The sequence below is a fragment of the Pseudomonas sp. R11F genome (assembly GCF_050312575.1).
Taxonomy (GTDB): domain Bacteria; phylum Pseudomonadota; class Gammaproteobacteria; order Pseudomonadales; family Pseudomonadaceae; genus Aquipseudomonas; species Aquipseudomonas palleroniana.
Genome location: NZ_JBNPJU010000065.1, coordinates 105,679 through 123,611, shown reverse-complemented (window position 1 = coordinate 123,611; position 17,933 = coordinate 105,679). Strand labels below are relative to the sequence as shown.

Sequence of the window (17,933 nt, the reverse complement as noted above, 5' to 3'; positions counted from 1 at the left end):
TCCGCTCTTACAGCGGGTCACTTTGGAAAGGAGCCCCAAAGTAACCAAATGGCAGATCAAAAGCAGATTAAAAGCACGACGGGCGGCGAGGCCACGTATGGGGTATTCAGGTAGGCGTTACGCCTTGCCCGAAGCGTCGGATGGCCAAGCAGTAGCCGATCAATGCCAGGGTTGCCAGCAACCCGCCAGCGGCGCCGATCCAGGCGAAGCCGAAGTGGCTGCCGACCCAGCTGCCCATCAGGGCGCCGCCGCCGATGCCGATGTTGTAGATGCCGGAGAACATTGCCATGGCCACGTCGGTGGCGTCCGGTGCGAGCACCAGCACCTTGGACTGCATGGCCAGGCCGAAGCCCATGATCGCGATGCCCCAGAATACGCTCAGGCCGACGAGATAGGCCTCTGCGCCACTCAACGGCAGCAGCAAGGCCAGGCACGCCGCCAACAGGAACACCGTGCCGACCACGAACAGATGGGGGTTGAAGCGGTGTATCAGGCTGAACAGCAGCGAGCCGATGATGCCGGCGCCGCCGAATACCAGCAGGATCAGGGTGACGGCGTTGCCGCCCATGCCTGCCACGCCTTCGACGAAGGGTTCGATGTAGCTGTAGGCGGTGAATTGTGCCGTCACCGTCATGGCGGTGAGCACGTAGAGCGCCACCAGCGCCGGGCGCTTGAACAGCAGCGGCAGGCTACGCAACGAGCCGGAGTTCTGGCTCGGCAACAACGGCAAGGTGCGCGCCAGCCAGAACACCAGGGCCGCTGCGAACGCGCCGATGACCAGGAACGTGGTGCGCCAGCCCATCGCTTCACCGAGCAGGCGGCCCAGGGGAATGCCCAACACCATCGCCAGGGAGGTGCCGGTGGCGAGCAGGCCCAGTGCCTGCACCTGTTTGCCTGCCGGCGCCAGGCGCACCGCGAGGGATGCGGTGATCGACCAGAACAGCGCATGGGACAAGGCGATGCCGATACGGCTGAGCATCAGCACGCCGAAACTGGTGGCCACACTGGAGAGGATGTGGCTGGCGATAAACAGGCCGAACAGCACGATGAGCAATTTGCGCCGTTCGACGTTGCGGGTCAGCAGCATCACCGGCAATGACGTCAACGAGACGATCCAGGCGTAGATGGTGAGCATCAGCCCTACGCTGGCGATGGGCATGTCGAAGCTGGCGCCGATAGCGCTGAGCAGCCCGACGGGCACGAACTCGGTGGTATTGAACACAAAGGCGGCCAGTGCGAGGGCGATGACCGGTTGCCAGTTGGCTTGGGGGGTTGTGGCTGAAAGGCTCATGGGTTGGCGCGGTACTCTGACGGTGATCAAGCGGCCACCCGGGACAAGCGCCGCCGCCGAGCATTCTATAGGTTTCTCGGCGGTGCGTTGGCGATGTTCCTGATCAAAAAGCCGTCAGGGTGATCAAGGCGCGGTCATGGTGACGATGTAGGCCCCCGACTGAATCGGCTTTCCACCCGCATCCACCAGCAGGTACCGTTGGTCGTAATAACGCCCATTGCTGCTGTCGGCCACCAGCTTGACGTTGGCTGTCGCATTGCCCAGCGCCTGTACGCTGCCCACGGGCTGCACCTCGAAGCGGCTGCCGCGCATGGCCTGTGGGCAGCCATTGAAGGCCACGGTGGAGCCGCCCGGCGTGGCGGAATCGCAACCGGGCTCGACAATGCTGCCGTGAAATTGAATGACCCCCGAGGAGGCGGCCATGCAGGTCCCCGCCCATACCGCGAGCAAGCCCGTAACCACTGACAAACGTATAACGTTCATGACGACGCTCCTTCTGGGTTGTTAAGAAGGTCATCGTCCGTTCGGGTGCAGACTTGAGAAATTTCGTCGCTTTAAGAATCGCCTGATAGCCAGGCGACGCTCCCCTACGGGTCCACTTGCCCCATCAATTCTGGAATGCTTTCCGGCCGTTTGGCATAACGCTGCGCCAACGCCGCACAGACCATCAACTGGATCTGGTGGAACAGCATCAGCGGCAGGATCAGCACGCCCATGGTCGCCCCGGCGAACAACACCTGGGCCATTGGCACGCCCGTCGCCAAGCTCTTCTTCGAGCCGCAGAACAGGATGGTGATGCGGTCTTCCTGATTAAAGCCGAACGCCTTGCCCAGCAGCGTCGACGCCACCAGCACCAGGCCCAGCAGTACGCAGCAGGCGATCACCAGACCGCCCAGTTCCCACAGCGGGATCTGGTGCCAGATGCCTTCATTCACCGCTTCGCTGAACGCGCCGTACACCACCAGCAGGATCGACCCCTGGTCGACGAATTTCAGCCAGGATTTGTTGCGCCCGACCCAATCACCGATCCAGCGCCGGGCAACCTGCCCGGCAATAAAGGGCAGCAGCAGTTGCACGCTGATTTTCAGGATCGCGTCGACGGTGGAGCCGCCCTCGCCATGAACATTGAGCAACAGCGTCACCAGCAACGGCGTAAGGAAGATACCGAACAGGCTCGACGCCGCCGCACTGCAAATCGCCGCCGGGATATTGCCGCGCGCCAGCGAGGTAAAAGCGATCGCCGATTGCACGGTGGCCGGCAACGCACAGAGGTACAGCATGCCCATGTACAGGTCTTTGCCGATCAGCGGCGAGAGCAACGGCTTGAGCGCCAGGCCCAGCAACGGGAACAGCACGAAGGTCAGGCTGAACACCAGCAAGTGCAGGCGCCAATGGCCGGCGCCGGCGACGATGGCCTGGCGTGACAGTTTGGCACCGTGCAGGAAAAACAGCAGCGCAATGGCCAGGTTGGTCACCCAGCCGAACGCAACGGCGGTTGGCCCGGTGGCGGGCAACAGGGAGGCAATGATCACCGTGGCCACCAGGGTCAGGGTGAAGTTATCCGGTAGAAAACGTGGGCGGGTCATGAGCAAGTCGTCCAGGGGTTGCAAAACGCGTCATCGCGACTCTAACGTAACGGCTTGTTACCGACTAACGCCAATGAGCCAGTAAATGCCGCCGAAAGGACATGATAAAACCGTGCGCCGCAGTGTCCCCGGGCTGTCCAGCCTGCCGCGGCCGGTGTATGGGCGTACCGAATCCCTGCCCAACCGCGCCTTGACGCGCCGGCACAGCCACCCGTGGGTGCAGCTCTCCTACGCGATTTCCGGCGTGCTGGAAATCCAGACCAGTGCCGGCCGGTTCGTTGCACCGCCCCAGCGCGCGGTGTGGATTCCCGCAGGTGTGCCGCACCGCGTGTTCAGTTCGCCGCATACCGAAATGCGCAGTTTGTACCTCGATTGCAGCGTCACTACCTGGGCGGCCGAGCGCTGCCAGGTGCTGGAGGTGAGCAGTTTATTGCGCGAGTTGATCCGCAGCTTCAGCGAGCTGCCGGTGGAGTATGCCGAGGATGGCCCGGATGGACGCCTGGCCCAGGTGGTGCTCGACCAGCTCGCCGCCGCCCCGCAGGTGGATTTGATGCTGCCGCTGCCCCATGACCCACGGCTGCGCCAGATCTACCGCAGTTTGAACCTGCACCCGGAGCAACAGACCACGCTGGGGCACTGGAGCGGGAAGCTGGGCGTCAGCGAAAAGACGCTCAGCCGCTTGTTCCTGAGCGATACGGGGCTGACCTTTCGCGCCTGGCGCCAGCGCCTGCGACTGCTGAGCGCCCTGCCCGCCCTGGAACGAGGCGAGCGAGTCACGGATGTGGCATTGGGGTGTGGGTATGAGTCGACGTCGGCGTTCATTGCTGCGTTTCGCCAGCAGTTTGATGCCACTCCAGGTGAGTTTTTTCGCTGATCTGGCTGGAGCCGCTTCGCGGCCCGACGGCAGCAAGCTGCCTCGCCACAATAACAGCGCCTCATCCCACAGGCCGGTCAGCTGCCGTTGCCGCCATGGGCCTCTTCAAAGAAGTAGTCCTTCCAGCTCCCGGCCTTGTTCTTCAACACGCCAAGCTCCTGGAGTTTCTCGGCATAGATAAAGGTGCGCTGGGGCACGATGGTGAAGTCGATTTCCGGGTCCTGGACGATTTTTTCCACCAGGTCCAACGGCAGCTTGGACTGCTCCACGCGGATATACGCCTTGGCGGCGGCCGGTTTGTCGGCCTTGATGATCTGCTCGGCTTCAGCCAGGGCGGCATAGAACGCCTTGTAGGTCTTGGGGTTCTCGTCGTGAAACTTCTGCGTGGTGTAGAGCACGTTGAACGACGCCGGCCCGCCCAGGATGTCGTAGGAACTGAGCACCTTGTGCACGTTGGGGTTCAACAACTCCTGATACTGGAACGGCGGGCTGGAGAAGTGCGAATTGATCTCTGAACCACCGGCAATCAACGCGGCGGTCGCGTCGGGATGGGCCAGGCTGATGGAAATATCGTCGAACTTCTTGTAGTTCGCATCGCCGAACTGCCTGGCGGTCTCAATCTGCAAGGTGCGCGACTGGAACCCTACACCGGCGGCAGGCACGGCGATGCGGTCTGTTTCGGTGAAGTCCTTGAGGGTCTTCACCTTGGGATTGTTGGTCAGCAAGTAGTTGGGCATCGAACCGAGGGAGGCGATGGCCTTGACGTTCTGCTTGCCCTTGGTGCGGTCCCACAGGGTGAGCATGGGTGGCACACCCGCCGAGACCACATCCAGGGCACCGGCCAGCAGCGACTCATTCATCGCGGTGGCGCCGGAAATGCTGTTCCATTCCACCTGGATGTCCAGCCCCTGTTCCTTGCCGTGTTTTTCGATCAGGTGCTGGTCGCGCACCACGTCGAGGATCAGGTAGCCGATACCGAATTGCTGGGCGATGCTGATCTTGCCTTCGGCCTGGGCGCCGAGACTGATCAAGGCGCTCGCAGCAGCCAGGAGGGTCAGGGAGGAACGCTTGAAAGTCATGTAGGGGTCTGCCGCGCTTTTTAAGAAGGTGATGGAGCGTAGCGGCGATTTTTAAGACGGGAAAAGAATATCGGGATCTATTGTTATGCAAATAATCCCCAAAACCCCGCTCGGCTGGTATTGTTTCGCGCTTTGAAAAACAGCTACATGTCTGCGAGGAAATGGCCGTTGAACACTGACGAAAAAATGACCGGTGACCTGTTCGAGGTGGATAAGCGCCTGTCACTCAAACCCGTGGTGGACTTCAACGCCTACCTGCACAGCGCGTTCGGCGACGGCCCGTGCACCTGCGTTCGATGCGCGGCGGCCAATGGCGATGAAACCGGCTACGCCTTCCAGCACACGTTCAACTTCGACGGCAAACCCACCCACCGCCGCTTCGCCGCCACGGCAGGTAGCGATGTGTTGCAAGCGTTGAAGAAGGCATGGCTGTCGTACACCAAAGCCGAGTTGCCGCTCAGCGGCGTGTTGGCACTGGACACGGTGAAGGAGTTCGTCGAGCCGCAACTGCACAAGCGCCTGGCACCGTTGTTTCTGGCCAGTGGGTTGGTCAAGGACGTGGAAGGTGAGCTGCACCTCCAGCCACAAGCGGCGGCCTAGATCGGGAGCAACGTGAAAGGAGGCAAGCCCTAATGCCCGTCAGTTTAGAGAACCTGCCGCGACCAAACTCCGTAGTGAGCGGGCTTGCCCCGCGCTGGGTGGCAAAGCCGCCCCACCAAAGACGCCGCGGTATTTCAGTAGAACCGAGGTGCCTGGGTTTGGGGCGGCTGCGCCACCCAGCGCGGGGCAAGCCCGCTCACTACGATGATGTGTTCTACATCCCACCATTTAACTGACTGGCATTAAGGCAAGCCCCCTTCCACAGGTTTCCGCTTTTCCAGCTGAACAGGCTTATTTACGCGCTGCCTCCCACGATTTAAGCAAGTCGCTGTAAGCCACCGTTTCGCCTTTCGGTTTCTCGTTGGCCAGTTTCGGCTTCGGCGCGCCCGGCTGGTCGAACCAGTATTGCGCGTCACGCTCGGGGTTCATTTTCGGACCGCACACCGGCTGCACCTTGGAGCGTTCCAGGCGCGTCATGATCGCGTCCTGTTCCTTGGCCAGGTTGTCGAGGGCCTGTTGCGGGGTTTTCTCGCCACTGGCGGCGGCCGCGATGTTGCTCCACCACAGTTGCGCCAGGCGTGGGTAGTCCGGCACGTTGGTGCCGGTCGGGGTCCACTCCACCCGTGCCGGGCTGCGGTAGAACTCCACCAGGCCACCGAGTTTCGGCGCCAGGTCGGTCATGGCCTGGGAGTTGATGTCGGACTCCCGAATCGGCGTAAGACCCACGATGGTTTTCTTCAGCGAGACGGTTTTCGAGGTCACGAACTGGGCGTAGAGCCAGGCCGCGAGTTTCTGTTTCTCCGGTGTCGATTTGAGGAAGGTCCAGGAGCCTACGTCCTGATAGCCCTTCTTCATGCCCTTCTCCCAATAAGGCCCAACCGGCGATGGCGCCATGCGCCATTTCGGCGTGCCGTCGGCGTTCACCACCGGCAGGCCCGGCTTGGTCATGTCGGCGGTAAACGCGGTGTACCAGAAGATCTGCTGGGCGATGTTGCCCTGGGACGGCACCGGGCCGGATTCGGAGAAGGTCATGCCCGCCGCTTCCGGCGGAGCGTAGGCTTTCATCCAGTCCACATATTTCTGCGTGGCGAACACGGCGGCCGGGCCGTTGGTGTCGCCGCCACGGGTCACGCTGGAACCGACCGGGTGGCAGTCCTCCACACGAATGCCCCATTCGTCCACCGGCAAGCCGTTAGGCAAGCCTTTGTCGCCGCCGCCAGCCATGGAGAACCAGGCGTCGGTGAAGCGCCAGCCCAGGGACGGGTCTTTCTTGCCGTAGTCCATGTGCCCATAGATGCGCTTGCCGTCGATTTCCTTGACGTCTTCGCTGAAGAATTTGGCAATGTCTTCATAAGCCGACCAGTTCACCGGCACGCCGAGCTCATAGCCGTATTTTTCCTTGAACTTGGCTTTCAATTCCGGACGCTCGAACCAGTCGGCACGGAACCAATACAGGTTGGCGAATTGCTGGTCAGGCAACTGGTAGAGCTTGCCGTCCGGCGCGGTGGTGAAGGAGGTGCCGATGAAGTCCTTGATATCCAGGGTCGGCGAGGTGAAGTCCTTGCCTTCGTTGGCCATCAGGTCGGTGATGGATTCGGTCTTGCCGTAGCGAAAGTGCGTACCGATCAAGTCGGAATCGTTGACCCAGCCGTCGTAGATATTCTTGTCGGACTGCATCTGGGTTTGCAGCTTCTCGACTACGTCACCTTCCTGCAGCAGGTCATGGGTCAGCTTGATACCGGTGATTTCGCTGAACGCCTTGGCCAGCACCTTGGATTCGTACTCGTGGGTGGTGAGGGTTTCCGACACCACGTTGATCTTCATCCCACGGAACGGTTCCGCCGCCTTGATAAACCACTTCAACTCTTCGAGCTGCTGCGCGTCGGTGAGCGTGGACGGTTTGAACTCGCTGCCGATCCATTTTTTCGCGGCATCTTCATATGCATCCGCCCAGGCCGTAGCGCTCAAACCGCTGAGAGCCAGTACGCCAGCCAATGAAATGCTATGTCGCAGCTTATTGTTTTTATCGAACATAGAGACCTCCTGGTTAATTTCGAACGGGACTACAACCGCCACACAGCCCCTGTAGGAGCGAGCTTGCTCGCGAAAATCGTTAACGATAACGCGGGCATTCTGGATGCTCGCGGTGTTCTCGAGTTTTTCGCGAGCAAGCTCGCTCCTACAGGGCGTTTGCCTAGCCCCAACGCATCACACACAACAGCCACATCAGGGACAGCACGCCGGCCACCCAGATGCTCCAGCCGGTGACGCCGATTACCAGCAGATGCAGGTAGGCGCTGCCGAGAAGACCGATAAACAGCCGATCACCACGGGTGGTGCTGATCGGTAAAAAACCGCGCCGTGCAATACTCGGCGAGCGCAGCTCCCATGTGGTCATGCCCACCAGCAACAGGGCAATCGCCCCGAAGAACAGGGCTGTGGGGGTGGTCCAGGCCATCCATTCCATGATCGACTCCTCAGACCCGGCCCAGGGCAAAGCCCTTGGCCACGTGGTTGCGAACAAACCAGATCACCAGCATGCCGGGCAGGATGGTCAACACCCCCGCCGCTGCCAGCACGCCCCAATCGATACCCGAGGCCGAAACCGTGCGGGTCATCACCGCCGCGATGGGCTTGGCGTTGACCGAAGTCAGGGTGCGCGCCAGCAAGAGTTCGACCCAGGAAAACATGAAGCAGAAAAACGCCGTGACACCGATGCCCGAACCAATCAGCGGGATAAAAATCTTCACGAAAAATTTGGGAAAGCTATAACCGTCGATGTAGGCAGTTTCGTCGATTTCCTTGGGCACGCCGGACATGAAGCCCTCCAGAATCCACACCGCCAATGGCACGTTGAACAGGCAATGGGCCAGGGCCACCGCAATATGCGTGTCGAACAGGCCGATGGACGAATACAGCTGGAAAAACGGCAGCAAGAACACCGCCGGAGGCGCCATGCGGTTGGTCAGCAACCAGAAGAACAGGTGCTTGTCGCCCAGGAAGCGGTAGCGCGAAAACGCATAGGCCGCCGGCAACGCCACGCTCAAGGAGATCAGCGTGTTCAGGCTCACGTAGTACAACGAATTGAGGTAGCCGGTGTACCAGCTCGGGTCGGTGAAAATCACCCTGTAGTTGGCCAGGGTGAAGTCCTGCGGAAACAGCGTCAGCCCGCCGAGGATTTCGGTGTTGCTCTTGAACGACATGTTCAACAGCCAATAGATCGGCACCAGCAGGAACAGGATGTAGACCAACAGCGGAATGACCTTGCGCTTGCTCATGTTGGCGGCCTCAGCGGTTGGCGTCGGAATGGGTCATGGCGGTGTAGAACAGCCAGGACACCAACAGGATGATCAGGAAGTACACCAGGGAAAACGCCGCCGCCGGGCCAAGGTCGAATTGACCGACGGCCATCTGGGTCAACGTCTGGCTCAGGAACGTGGTGGCATTCCCCGGCCCGCCACCGGTGAGTACGAAGGGTTCGGTGTAGATCATGAAGCTGTCCATAAACCGCAGCATCACGGCGATCAGCAGCACGCTTTTCATCTTCGGCAACTGGATATGCCGGAATACCGCCCAGGCCGATGCACGGTCTATGCGTGCGGCCTGGTAGTACACATCAGGAATGGCGCGCAGCCCCGAGTAGCAGAGCAGCGCAACCAATGACGTCCAATGCCAGACATCCATGATCAATACGGTGACCCAGGCATCCGCCGTGTTGGCCGCGTAGTTGTAGCTGATGCCCAGCGCGTTGAGGCTGGAACCGAGCAAGCCAATGTCGGCGCGGCCGAATATCTGCCAGATCGTGCCGACGACGTTCCAGGGGATCAGCAGCGGAATGGCGAGGATGATCAGCACCAGCGAAGACCAGCGGCCCTTGGTCGGCATGGTCAGGGCAATGGCAATGCCCAGGGGAATTTCGATCAGCAGCACGCAGGCCGAGTAGATGAACTGGCGCAGCAATGAGTCGTGCAGACGCGGGTCGAGCAGCACCTGTTTGTACCAGTCGGCGCCGACAAAGTAGCGGCTGGACTGGTCAAAGATGTCCTGCACCGAATAGTTGACCACGGTCATCATCGGGATCACCGCACTGAACGCCACCAGCAGGAACACCGGCAGCACCAGCCACCAGGCCTTGTTGTTCTGCACCTTGTTCATGGCTGTACCTCCAGCAGGTAGTCGTCGGCATAGACCATCAGCCACTGGGCGGGGAAGCTGATCGAGGCTTTGCCTGCGGGCACCGGTTTGTCTTCGGCCAGGCGGACCTTGAGCAGTGCGCCGTCGAGGTTGAGGGTCATGATCTTGTAGGTACCGAGGTCTTCGAGATGGCAGACATCCGCCTGCAGTGCGTCAGGGTTGTGCTCGTCCCACACGTGGATAAATTCCGGGCGAATCCCCACCTGCAGTTTCCGGTAGTTCGTCTCGACGATGCGCTGCTGCAGCGCCTCAGGCAGCGGCAGCAAGGTGCCGGCAAACGCCACGCCGCCCGCCTCGGCCCGCACGTCGATCAGATTCATCCCCGGACTACCGATGAAATAACCGACAAAGGTGTGGCTGGGCCGCTCGAACAGTTCACGCGGCGTACCGAACTGCACGATCTGCCCGCCGTACATCACCGCAATCTTGTCGGCGAACGTCGACGCCTCAAGCTGGTCATGGGTGACGTAGACCATGGTGATATTGAACTGCTCGTGAATCTGCTTGAGCTTGCGCCGCAGCTTCCACTTGAGGTGCGGGTCGATCACCGTCAAGGGTTCGTCGAACAGGATCGCCGACACGTCATCACGCACCAGGCCGCGGCCCATGGAGACTTTCTGCTTTTCGTCGGCGCTGAGGTTGCGGGCTTTTTTGTCCAGCAGGTTTTGCAAGTCGAGGACTTCGGCAATTTCCTGCACCTTGCTGTGCACTTTCGCCTCGGCCATGCCCTGGTTGCGCAGCGGGAATGCGAGGTTATCGAACACCGTCATGGTGTCGTACACCACCGGGAACTGGAATACCTGGGCGATGTTGCGTTTTTCCGGGGTCAGTTGATTGACCACCTGGCGGTCAAACAGCACCTGGCCTTCGGATGGGCTGAGCAAGCCGGAGATGATATTGAGCAAGGTCGACTTGCCACAGCCTGACGGCCCCAGCAGCGCGTAGGCACCACCCTGCTCCCACACGTGGTCCATTTCGCGAATGGCGTAGTCCTCTGGACCACTCGGCGTAGGGCTGTAGCTGTGGGCAAGGTTCTGCAAATGGATCTCGGCCATCAGGCAACCCTCGCGATACGACGCCCGGGCGCCTGGAGCAAGCGCCCCTGGCCATCGAACACAAACAGTTTATGGGTGGGGATATACACGCGGATCGGCGCGTCGACATCGTACTCATGCACCCCCGGCAGGTGCAGCACCAGCAAGAAGTGTTCGCTGCGCACATGCAGGAAGGTTTCCGAACCGCTGATCTCGGCGACTTCCACGGTCACGGCCAACTCCAGATCATCATCATTGCTCGGCACCAGGCTGATATGGCTGGGGCGCACGCCAAAACGGAACTCGCCCTCACCGAGCCCGCGCAGATCGACGTTCAGCGGGAAGTGTACAAAATTCGCGAAACTCACCTCGTTGCCGCTGATACGCCCGGGCATCAGGTTGATCGGCGGCTCGGAGAACAGCTCGGCGGCCAGCACCGTCTGCGGCTGGTGGTACACCTCGGCAGCCTTGCCGCTCTGGATCACCCGGCCTTCGTGAAGAATGGTGGTGGTGCCCCCCAGCGCCAGGGCCTCGTTGGGTTCGGTGGTGGCATACACGGCGATGGTGTGGCGAGCCTTGAACAGTTCGCGCATTTCCTGACGCAGTTCTTCACGCAGTTTGTAGTCCAGGTTCACCAGCGGCTCATCGAACAGGATCAGTTCGGCGTCTTTCACCAGTGCACGGGCCATGGCCGTACGCTGCTGCTGGCCACCGGACAGTTCCAGCGGGTGGCGTTGCAGGAATTTTTCGATGCGCAACATCCTGGCGGTTTCCAGCACTTTGCTCTGGATCAAGTCCTGGGCCATCCCCGCTTGGCGCAATGGCGAGGCAATGTTTTCGAACACGGTCATGGTCGGGTAGTTGATGAATTGCTGGTACACCATCGACACGTTGCGCAAGCGCACCGGCCGCTGGGTGACGTCCACGCCGTTCATCAGGATGCGGCCGCTGTCGGGCTTGTCCAGGCCGGCCATCAAGCGCATCAGGCTGGTTTTGCCGGAGAGCGTGCGACCGAGCAATACGTTGAACGAACCGGCTTCGAAGCGCAGGTTGGCGTCGTCGATCCAGGTTTGACCTTCGACGACGCGGGACACATGCTCCAGGGTCAATGACATGGCGCGCCCTTTTTTCTTATTGGAATGGATCTGGCCCGATGTCAAAGCCAGATTCATGCCAAAACCACAAGCGCTTGATGTGCAAGGAAAAGCGTAAAACAGCCTGTTCAGACGTGAACACAAATGAACAACCTGGGGTTGACAATGAACAGTACTGAACAACACTGTTCAGACTCGATCGCCCACACAATGCAGGTCAATTGTGAGAGGGGGCTTGCTCCCGATGGCGGTGTGTCAGTCGATTCATGGGTGGCGGTCGTACCGTCATCGGGAGCAAGCCTCCTCCCACATGACCGCTGGATTGTGCAAGATCCCATAACAATAAAAAGAAGGTCGCCCCATGGCCGCTCCCTTGGCTCACGACACGCTTATCCAGGAATCCTGGCGCCGTTGCCGCGCCTTCGGCCTGGACCACCAGAGTGCTCCCAGCTTCGACCTGCTGCCCGCCGAGGGCATCAGCCAATTGCTGGAAAGCCAGCATTCTCTGGTGCAGACCACCCACCAGGAAGTGCTGCCCTATTACGAAAACATCCTCAGTAACTCCAACTGCCTGATCATGCTGGCCGACAATCAGGGCCAGGTCCTGACCTCGTGGGGCACCCAGCGCTTTATCACGCCGACCCTCGCGCGTGGGTTCAATGCCGGGGCCAGTTGGCAGGAACGCGCCACCGGCACCAACGCCATCGGCACGGCGCTGGCCTGTGCCCAAGCGGTGCATATCGAGCACGACGAACATTTCCTCAAGGCCAACCGCTTCATGACCGGCTCGGCCGCGCCGATCTTCGATGCGCAGCGTGAAATCATCGCGGTGCTGGATGTGTCCAGTGACAGCTACCTGCCCCCCTCCCACACCCTGGGCATGGTCAAGATGATGAGCCAGACCGTGGAGAATCGGCTGATCCTCAACCTGTTTCGCGGCGAACATTTCCAACTGACCTTCAACACCGGCCTGAACAACCTCGACAGCCAATGGGCGGGCCTGCTGATCTTTGATGAGAGCGGCCAGGTGCTGTCGGCCAACCGTCGCGCGGATAATTTGCTGGGCATCAGCCTGTCGCGAGTGATGATCGACAGTTTGTTCAAAGTGTCGTTGCTGGAGTTGCTGAACCAACCGGAGGGGTTGCCGTTTTCACTCCAGGCCGCAGGACGCAACCGCTTCCAATGCGTATTGAAACGGCCGAAGAAAACCCCGGTGCAGGCGCGGGTCTTCACGGCGCCAGCGCCGAGTGAACCGACATCGCCAAGCCCCAGCGGGATTGGCCTCAATGCCCTGCACTTCGGCGATAGCCGCGTAGAGAAGGCCGTCCGCCAGGCCGAGCGTCTGCTGGAGAAGGATATCCCGCTGCTGATCCATGGCGAGACCGGCGTGGGCAAAGAGGTGTTCGTCAAGGCCCTGCACCTGGCCAGTTCCCGCAGCCGGCAGGCCTTTATCGCGGTGAACTGTGCGGCGATTCCTGCGGAACTGGTGGAGTCGGAGCTGTTCGGTTATGAAAAAGGCGCCTTCACCGGCGCCAGCCAGAAAGGCAGCATTGGCCTGATCCGCAAGGCCGACAAGGGCACGTTGTTCCTCGACGAAATCGGCGATATGCCGCTGCCGACGCAGGCCCGTTTGCTGCGGGTGCTGCAGGAGCGCTGCGTGCAACCGGTGGGCAGCAGCCAACTGTTCCCGGTGGATTTGCGCATTATCTCGGCCACCAATCGCGTGTTGCGCGAGTGGGTGCAGGCCGGCCGCTTTCGTGAAGATTTGTACTACCGCATTGGCGGCCTGGCCCTGGAGTTGCCGCCCCTGCGCGAGCGCGCCGACAAGCAGGCACTGTTCCAGCAACTGTGGCAGCAACACCGGGAACCCAGCCAACGCGCCGGTTTAAGCGCTGAAGTGCTGAGGTTGTTCGAGCAACACCCGTGGCCGGGGAACTTGCGCCAGGCCAGCAGTGTGTTGCAGGTCGCGTTGGCGATGGCGGAAGACCAGCCGGTGCGCCCTGAACACCTGCCGGATGACTTTTTTGTCGACCTCAAAGGTGCTTCGCCACCGCCCCAGGCATACCCAGTTGATGACCTGGACCTGACACAACGCTTGAGGGCAGTAGGCGGGAACATTTCCCACCTTGCTCGGGAACTGGGCGTCAGCCGCAATACCCTGTACAAGCGTCTGCGCCAGAACGACGGCTGAGCCCGCCCCGCTCATGCGTGCCGCAGCCGTTCAACGCCAGCTCCATGACACGCCGGTGTAGATGCCTCGGCCATCCGCCGGGGTGGACCGGGCCAGGTCCATGCCTTTGTCGTCGTAACCCGGGGTGACGGTATTGGCGTAGCGGCGGTTGGTGAGGTTGCGCAGGTCGACCCACGCCTGCCAGTCCTGCTTGGGCGCGTCGTAGCCGAAGGTAGCGCCCAGTGTGGTATACGCCGCGGCGTAGTAGGAATTGGCGTAGTCCACCGCCACCCGCGACGCATGTTCGGTGTTGAGGCTGGTGTACAACCCCGTCGGATGGCTGTAGCGCAGTTGCGCCTGGTAGTAGTGCTTGGGAATGCCCGGCAAGGTGTTGCCACCGAAGCGGTCGTCGTCGCGGTAGTGGAAGTCACTGAAGGTGTAGGCTTGGCGCAGGGCGAGCTGGCCGGTGCGACCACCGTTCCACAACGGGCTGAGCAGGCTCAGTTCCACGCCCTGATGAATCGTGGGGCTGGCGTTGTTTTCGGCGGTGATGGCATTGGTGGTAGCGGTCTGCGCCTGGGTTTCCACGGTGAGCAGTTCGTGGCGCACTTCGGAACGGTACAGCGCGAGGTCCCACTGGCCGAACCATTGCTCGCCACGGCCGCCGACTTCCAGGGTGGTGGCGGTCTGGTTTTTCAGGCTTACGCCTTCACGCGCCAAACCCTTGGCCGGGCCACCCGTAAAATACTGGTTGGAACCCCAGATCATCGACCAAGCATGCGGCGGCTCGACCGAACGGCTCAGGTTGCCGTACACCTGCAATTGCGGGGTGAAGTCATAACGCAGGCCGATACGTGGGGCGTAGTCCCAATCGTGCTGGCTGAGCGGCGCCTGGCCATCGGGATAGGTGACCTGGGTTTCGCGACGGGTGTAGATCGCCGCCAGGCCGGTGGTCAGCCATAGGTCGGGGACCAGTTCCAGGTCATTGCCGATATGCAGCACGGTGTCGGAGCCCAGGTAGCTGTAGTCGCGGGTCTTGGTGCCGGGTGCGTAGCCGGCGGTGTTCCCGGCAGGCGTGCGCACATATTCCGAGGCGCCGTTGTTGGGCATCGCCTGGGTGGTGCGCAGGCCGACCGTGGTGTTGCTGTCGTGACCGAACAGCGTGTCCTGGCGGATATAGTTGAGGGTGCTGCTGATATCGGTGTAAGCCACTTTCAGGCGGTTGGTGCCTTCGCGCAGGTCCATCGGGTAGTCGTGGTAAGCGAGGCCGACTTCGATGCGGGAATAGTCGTCCAGCAGCAAAGTGGTCTTGTTGGCGATCCAGGTGGAGCCGGGTTGCAAGCGCTTGGAATCACGGGCGACATTGAGGCTGTTGGCCGCCCGCGAGTCGTGGCTGATCTGGGCGCGGGTGAGTTTGCCCGGGGTGTCGTTGGTGGTTTCGCGATAGCGCAAATAGAAACGCGTTTCCAGGTTGGGGTTGAAGCGATAGCCGAAGTTGGCGGCGACACCCTTGCCGGTACCCGCACTCTGCTGCTGGTAGCCGTCGGACGCCGAATCGGTGAGGCTGAGGTAGTAATCCGCGTCCCCCAGGACCTGGCCCGAACTGATCTCACGCTGGGTGTAGCCGCGACTGCCCGCTTCATAGCGTACCTGCAGCTTGGGCGCGTCGTAGCCGGTGCGGGTGACGTAGTTGACCGAACCACCGAGCGCCAGCGCGCCCTGATCAAACCCGTTGGCGCCCCGCAACACCTCGACCCGGCTCTGCCACAACGGGTCCTTGAGTTCGTAGGGCGTGCCGCCAGGGCCGGTCAGTGGCAAGCCGTCGAGCATTTCATAAAGCCCGGAGGCATGGGCGCCGGGGCTGCGGTTCAAACCCGAACCACGGATGGAGAGCTTTACGCCCTCGTTGTTGGCCGCCTTGGCATACACTCCGGCCTGATACTTGAACACGTCTTCGTTGCTACTGACGCGGCCCTGTTGCACGCTGTTCATGTCGATGAAATTGGTGCCGCCGGGCACGGCCTGGAGCTGGGCCCGGGCCACTTCATCGGTGCTGGCTTCGTTGCTGGTGACTTCGACCGGCGCCAATTGCAGCTCTTCGGCGTGCACCATTGAACTGAAGGCCAGAGCGGCAAAAAGCAGTGGAGGTTGTCGCAACAGCATGGGCAGGTCCTTGAAATACAGGGGCATGACAGGCCGTGGCCATCACGCGAACTGTGATGGGAAGACGGGGGACTGCCTGAGGTCACGTCTTATTGACGCGCCGCCCTGCCGCCAATCAATGGCTGCCCGACTGGCCCTGATCCGGCGAAGCTTGCAACGCCCTCATCAACTCATCCGCCTCCGACCCCAGTGGGAACCTGAAGCCCTGCATTTCATCCTCGGACAGTATTTCGGCGAGGGCGTCGCGTAACTGCGTTTCGGTCGGCGAATCGCGCAGCAGTTTGTGTGCGGGCAACAACACACTCGCGCCAACTCCTTGGACGCTCGCGGCGTCGATCACGGCAAAGAGGATAAATCGCAGGCGAATTTCGCGATCCGTCGGCCAAACCTTTTTTCGCTTACCCAAAGCACGCACTCGTTTTTAAGAAAAGTCCGAGGCTATGGCCGACGGGGGCGGCGTTTCAAGGGAACGGGCAGCGGATCGTCCGATTCCTACGCAGGAAAAGGAAATGCCGCACTGTCAGATCGATGGAGGCTGCGACGGTGCAGGTCACTGCACCGGCAAACAATTAATCAGCAGCAGACATGTGCGTATATCGAGGCCGACGCGCCGGTAACGCTCATGCCGCCGAACCTCAGGTTTTGTTGCAACCGATGCGCGCAGGCAGTTGCCCCTGCTTCGCTTTCAACGCGGCTTGAACCGGTTGCGGCAGATTGCTCCAGAACGTCAGCCCGGATCGCTCCTCGATCTGGTTCACGGTCACTTGATAATCGCAGAAAGCCGCGCCTTTCGGGGTTTCCTGGTTCATCACGAACGAGGCGTAAATGCCGTCCTGCGGCGAACTGCCGACAAAGATGATTTTCCAGTAGCCGCTGGGGATGGTGTGGACCTTGTTCGTACCGGGAAGCGTGCCGACAAAGTGCTCGTACAGTGGCCCGGTGACCACATACACCTGGTCCACGCCGGGCTCTTTGGCGAGGTTTCTCTCCTGGTCTTCCAGGCGCGCCCAAGGGCCCTGGTTCAGATCAGCCTTCTGCGGGGTAATGTTCGACAAGTAATTGAGGGTTGGCCAGTCCGCCACACCGGCCATTGACGCGAGGTTGGCCTGATGGCCGCGGTCGACCTTGAGGGCGACATTGGCGCCGTTGTAATCCACGGGGTCGAGGGTTTCTCCGGGCGGAATATCCGGGTCCGTCGCCCAATTGCGCGCCCGGCCGCTCGCCGGTGTGTTCTTGGTGATTCGGTACGACACCCAGTTGGCGAACTTGGTCGAGCCGTTGTTGTTCAGGGTGTATGCCTGGCGATTCAGCGTCAGCGGACTGCCGCCGGTGGGGCAGCCTACGCCACAGTTATCGAACGCCGGCACCTGCCCCGGCATCGCCTGGATGGCAACCGCAGGCTCGCGTGTTCTATCGGTGGTGGTACAGGCGGCAATCAGCGGGATCAACAAAAACGGCAGGTGCTTGAACTGCAGACTTCCTTGCATGGTGTAACTCCTTGTGGGTGAAGCAATCGTACCGATCATTCGGAAATCAGCTACAACGGTTCCTCCGTTGTCTGACGCACGCATTCAACCACAAGAAGGTTTCAATGTAAGGACTGTGACTGTCTCGGGGAGGGTATTTTCTTCGATAGTGCGTAGGAAATGGCAGCCTGTAACGCTACAGGCTGCCATCGACTGTTCAGGCGTCAGTCATCCCGATCATCGCGATCACGGCCGTGATTGCGGTCATACCGACGATCATCGTAGCGACGGCCTCGCCCCTGATCGTTGTCATCGCCCTGGTCGTAGTACCTGCGGTCATGATCGTAGTGCCTGTAATGATCACGGCCATACCCGCCTCCGT

Annotated in this window: 17 protein-coding genes; 3 read left to right on the top strand and 14 right to left on the bottom strand. The window is 60.9% G+C overall.

Annotation, left to right across the window (positions count from 1 at the left end; all coding sequences use genetic code 11):
- Nucleotides 1-106 precede the first annotated feature (106 nt).
- The 3 genes from ACQRBV_RS19215 to ACQRBV_RS19205 all read right to left on the bottom strand — a co-directional run bounded on the left by ACQRBV_RS19215 (nt 107) and on the right by ACQRBV_RS19205 (nt 2,877).
- Nucleotides 107-1,291, bottom strand: a complete 1,185-nt coding sequence (locus tag ACQRBV_RS19215; RefSeq protein ID WP_205345064.1) for a sugar transporter — start codon at nt 1,289-1,291, stop codon at nt 107-109.
- Nucleotides 1,292-1,414: 123 nt separating this feature from the next.
- Nucleotides 1,415-1,774, bottom strand: a complete 360-nt coding sequence (locus tag ACQRBV_RS19210; RefSeq protein ID WP_411984359.1) for a type 1 fimbrial protein — start codon at nt 1,772-1,774, stop codon at nt 1,415-1,417.
- A 104-nt stretch (nt 1,775-1,878) separates the two neighbouring features.
- Nucleotides 1,879-2,877, bottom strand: a complete 999-nt coding sequence (locus ACQRBV_RS19205; protein WP_060755586.1) for a bile acid:sodium symporter family protein — start codon at nt 2,875-2,877, stop codon at nt 1,879-1,881.
- A gap of 85 nt (nt 2,878-2,962) precedes the next feature.
- On the opposite strand from ACQRBV_RS19205, the gene ACQRBV_RS19200 reads away from it, so the two are divergent.
- Nucleotides 2,963-3,751 carry an AraC family transcriptional regulator gene (locus ACQRBV_RS19200; protein ID WP_104994096.1) on the top strand — a complete coding sequence of 263 codons (789 nt, stop codon included), beginning with the start codon at nt 2,963-2,965 and terminating at the stop codon, nt 3,749-3,751.
- 77 nt (nt 3,752-3,828) lie between these two features.
- Here the strand turns inward: ACQRBV_RS19200 and ACQRBV_RS19195 are convergent, their stop codons facing one another.
- Complete coding sequence (locus tag ACQRBV_RS19195; RefSeq protein WP_090370346.1) at nt 3,829-4,830, bottom strand: ABC transporter substrate-binding protein; 1,002 nt, start codon at nt 4,828-4,830, stop codon at nt 3,829-3,831.
- A gap of 168 nt (nt 4,831-4,998) precedes the next feature.
- On the opposite strand from ACQRBV_RS19195, the gene ACQRBV_RS19190 reads away from it, so the two are divergent.
- Nucleotides 4,999-5,430: a hypothetical protein gene (locus tag ACQRBV_RS19190; protein WP_060755589.1), complete on the top strand. Its 432-nt coding sequence runs from the start codon at nt 4,999-5,001 to the stop codon at nt 5,428-5,430.
- A gap of 291 nt (nt 5,431-5,721) precedes the next feature.
- Here ACQRBV_RS19190 and ACQRBV_RS19185 read toward each other — a convergent pair whose 3' ends face one another.
- The 6 genes from ACQRBV_RS19185 to ACQRBV_RS19160 all read right to left on the bottom strand — a co-directional run bounded on the left by ACQRBV_RS19185 (nt 5,722) and on the right by ACQRBV_RS19160 (nt 11,773).
- Nucleotides 5,722-7,464 (bottom strand): ABC transporter substrate-binding protein, encoded by a 1,743-nt coding sequence (locus ACQRBV_RS19185; protein WP_060755590.1) that lies wholly within the window; start codon nt 7,462-7,464, stop codon nt 5,722-5,724.
- Nucleotides 7,465-7,624: 160 nt separating this feature from the next.
- A complete protein-coding gene (locus ACQRBV_RS19180; protein ID WP_104994099.1) occupies nt 7,625-7,897 on the bottom strand; it encodes a DUF2160 domain-containing protein in 273 nt (90 codons plus the stop codon).
- Between the two features lie 10 nt (nt 7,898-7,907).
- Nucleotides 7,908-8,708, bottom strand: a complete 801-nt coding sequence (locus ACQRBV_RS19175) for a carbohydrate ABC transporter permease (RefSeq protein WP_060755592.1) — start codon at nt 8,706-8,708, stop codon at nt 7,908-7,910.
- 10 nt (nt 8,709-8,718) lie between these two features.
- Nucleotides 8,719-9,585: a carbohydrate ABC transporter permease gene (locus tag ACQRBV_RS19170; protein WP_060755593.1), complete on the bottom strand. Its 867-nt coding sequence runs from the start codon at nt 9,583-9,585 to the stop codon at nt 8,719-8,721.
- Nucleotides 9,582-10,679, bottom strand: a complete 1,098-nt coding sequence (locus ACQRBV_RS19165; RefSeq protein WP_411984360.1) for an ABC transporter ATP-binding protein — start codon at nt 10,677-10,679, stop codon at nt 9,582-9,584. The genes ACQRBV_RS19170 and ACQRBV_RS19165 overlap by 4 nt, the downstream gene beginning before the upstream one ends.
- Entirely contained in the window at nt 10,679-11,773 is a 1,095-nt protein-coding gene (locus tag ACQRBV_RS19160) for an ABC transporter ATP-binding protein (protein WP_060755702.1), read from the bottom strand. Before ACQRBV_RS19160 ends, ACQRBV_RS19165 begins: the two co-directional genes overlap by 1 nt.
- A 340-nt stretch (nt 11,774-12,113) precedes the next feature.
- On the opposite strand from ACQRBV_RS19160, the gene ACQRBV_RS19155 reads away from it, so the two are divergent.
- Nucleotides 12,114-13,943 carry a sigma-54-dependent Fis family transcriptional regulator gene (locus tag ACQRBV_RS19155; RefSeq protein WP_244699480.1) on the top strand — a complete coding sequence of 610 codons (1,830 nt, stop codon included), beginning with the start codon at nt 12,114-12,116 and terminating at the stop codon, nt 13,941-13,943.
- A 30-nt stretch (nt 13,944-13,973) separates the two neighbouring features.
- Here ACQRBV_RS19155 and ACQRBV_RS19150 read toward each other — a convergent pair whose 3' ends face one another.
- From ACQRBV_RS19150 to ACQRBV_RS19135, 4 genes are all read right to left on the bottom strand, one after another.
- A complete protein-coding gene (locus tag ACQRBV_RS19150; RefSeq protein ID WP_411984361.1) occupies nt 13,974-16,085 on the bottom strand; it encodes a TonB-dependent receptor family protein in 2,112 nt (703 codons plus the stop codon).
- Between the two features lie 115 nt (nt 16,086-16,200).
- On the bottom strand, nt 16,201-16,491 hold the full coding sequence (locus ACQRBV_RS19145; RefSeq protein WP_104994102.1) for a hypothetical protein: 291 nt from the start codon (nt 16,489-16,491) through the stop codon (nt 16,201-16,203).
- Nucleotides 16,492-16,720: 229 nt separating this feature from the next.
- Complete coding sequence (locus tag ACQRBV_RS19140) at nt 16,721-17,572, bottom strand: DNA/RNA non-specific endonuclease (protein ID WP_090370333.1); 852 nt, start codon at nt 17,570-17,572, stop codon at nt 16,721-16,723.
- A gap of 196 nt (nt 17,573-17,768) precedes the next feature.
- A complete protein-coding gene (locus ACQRBV_RS19135) occupies nt 17,769-17,921 on the bottom strand; it encodes a hypothetical protein (RefSeq protein WP_161549628.1) in 153 nt (50 codons plus the stop codon).
- Between the last annotated feature and the right edge of the window lie 12 nt (nt 17,922-17,933).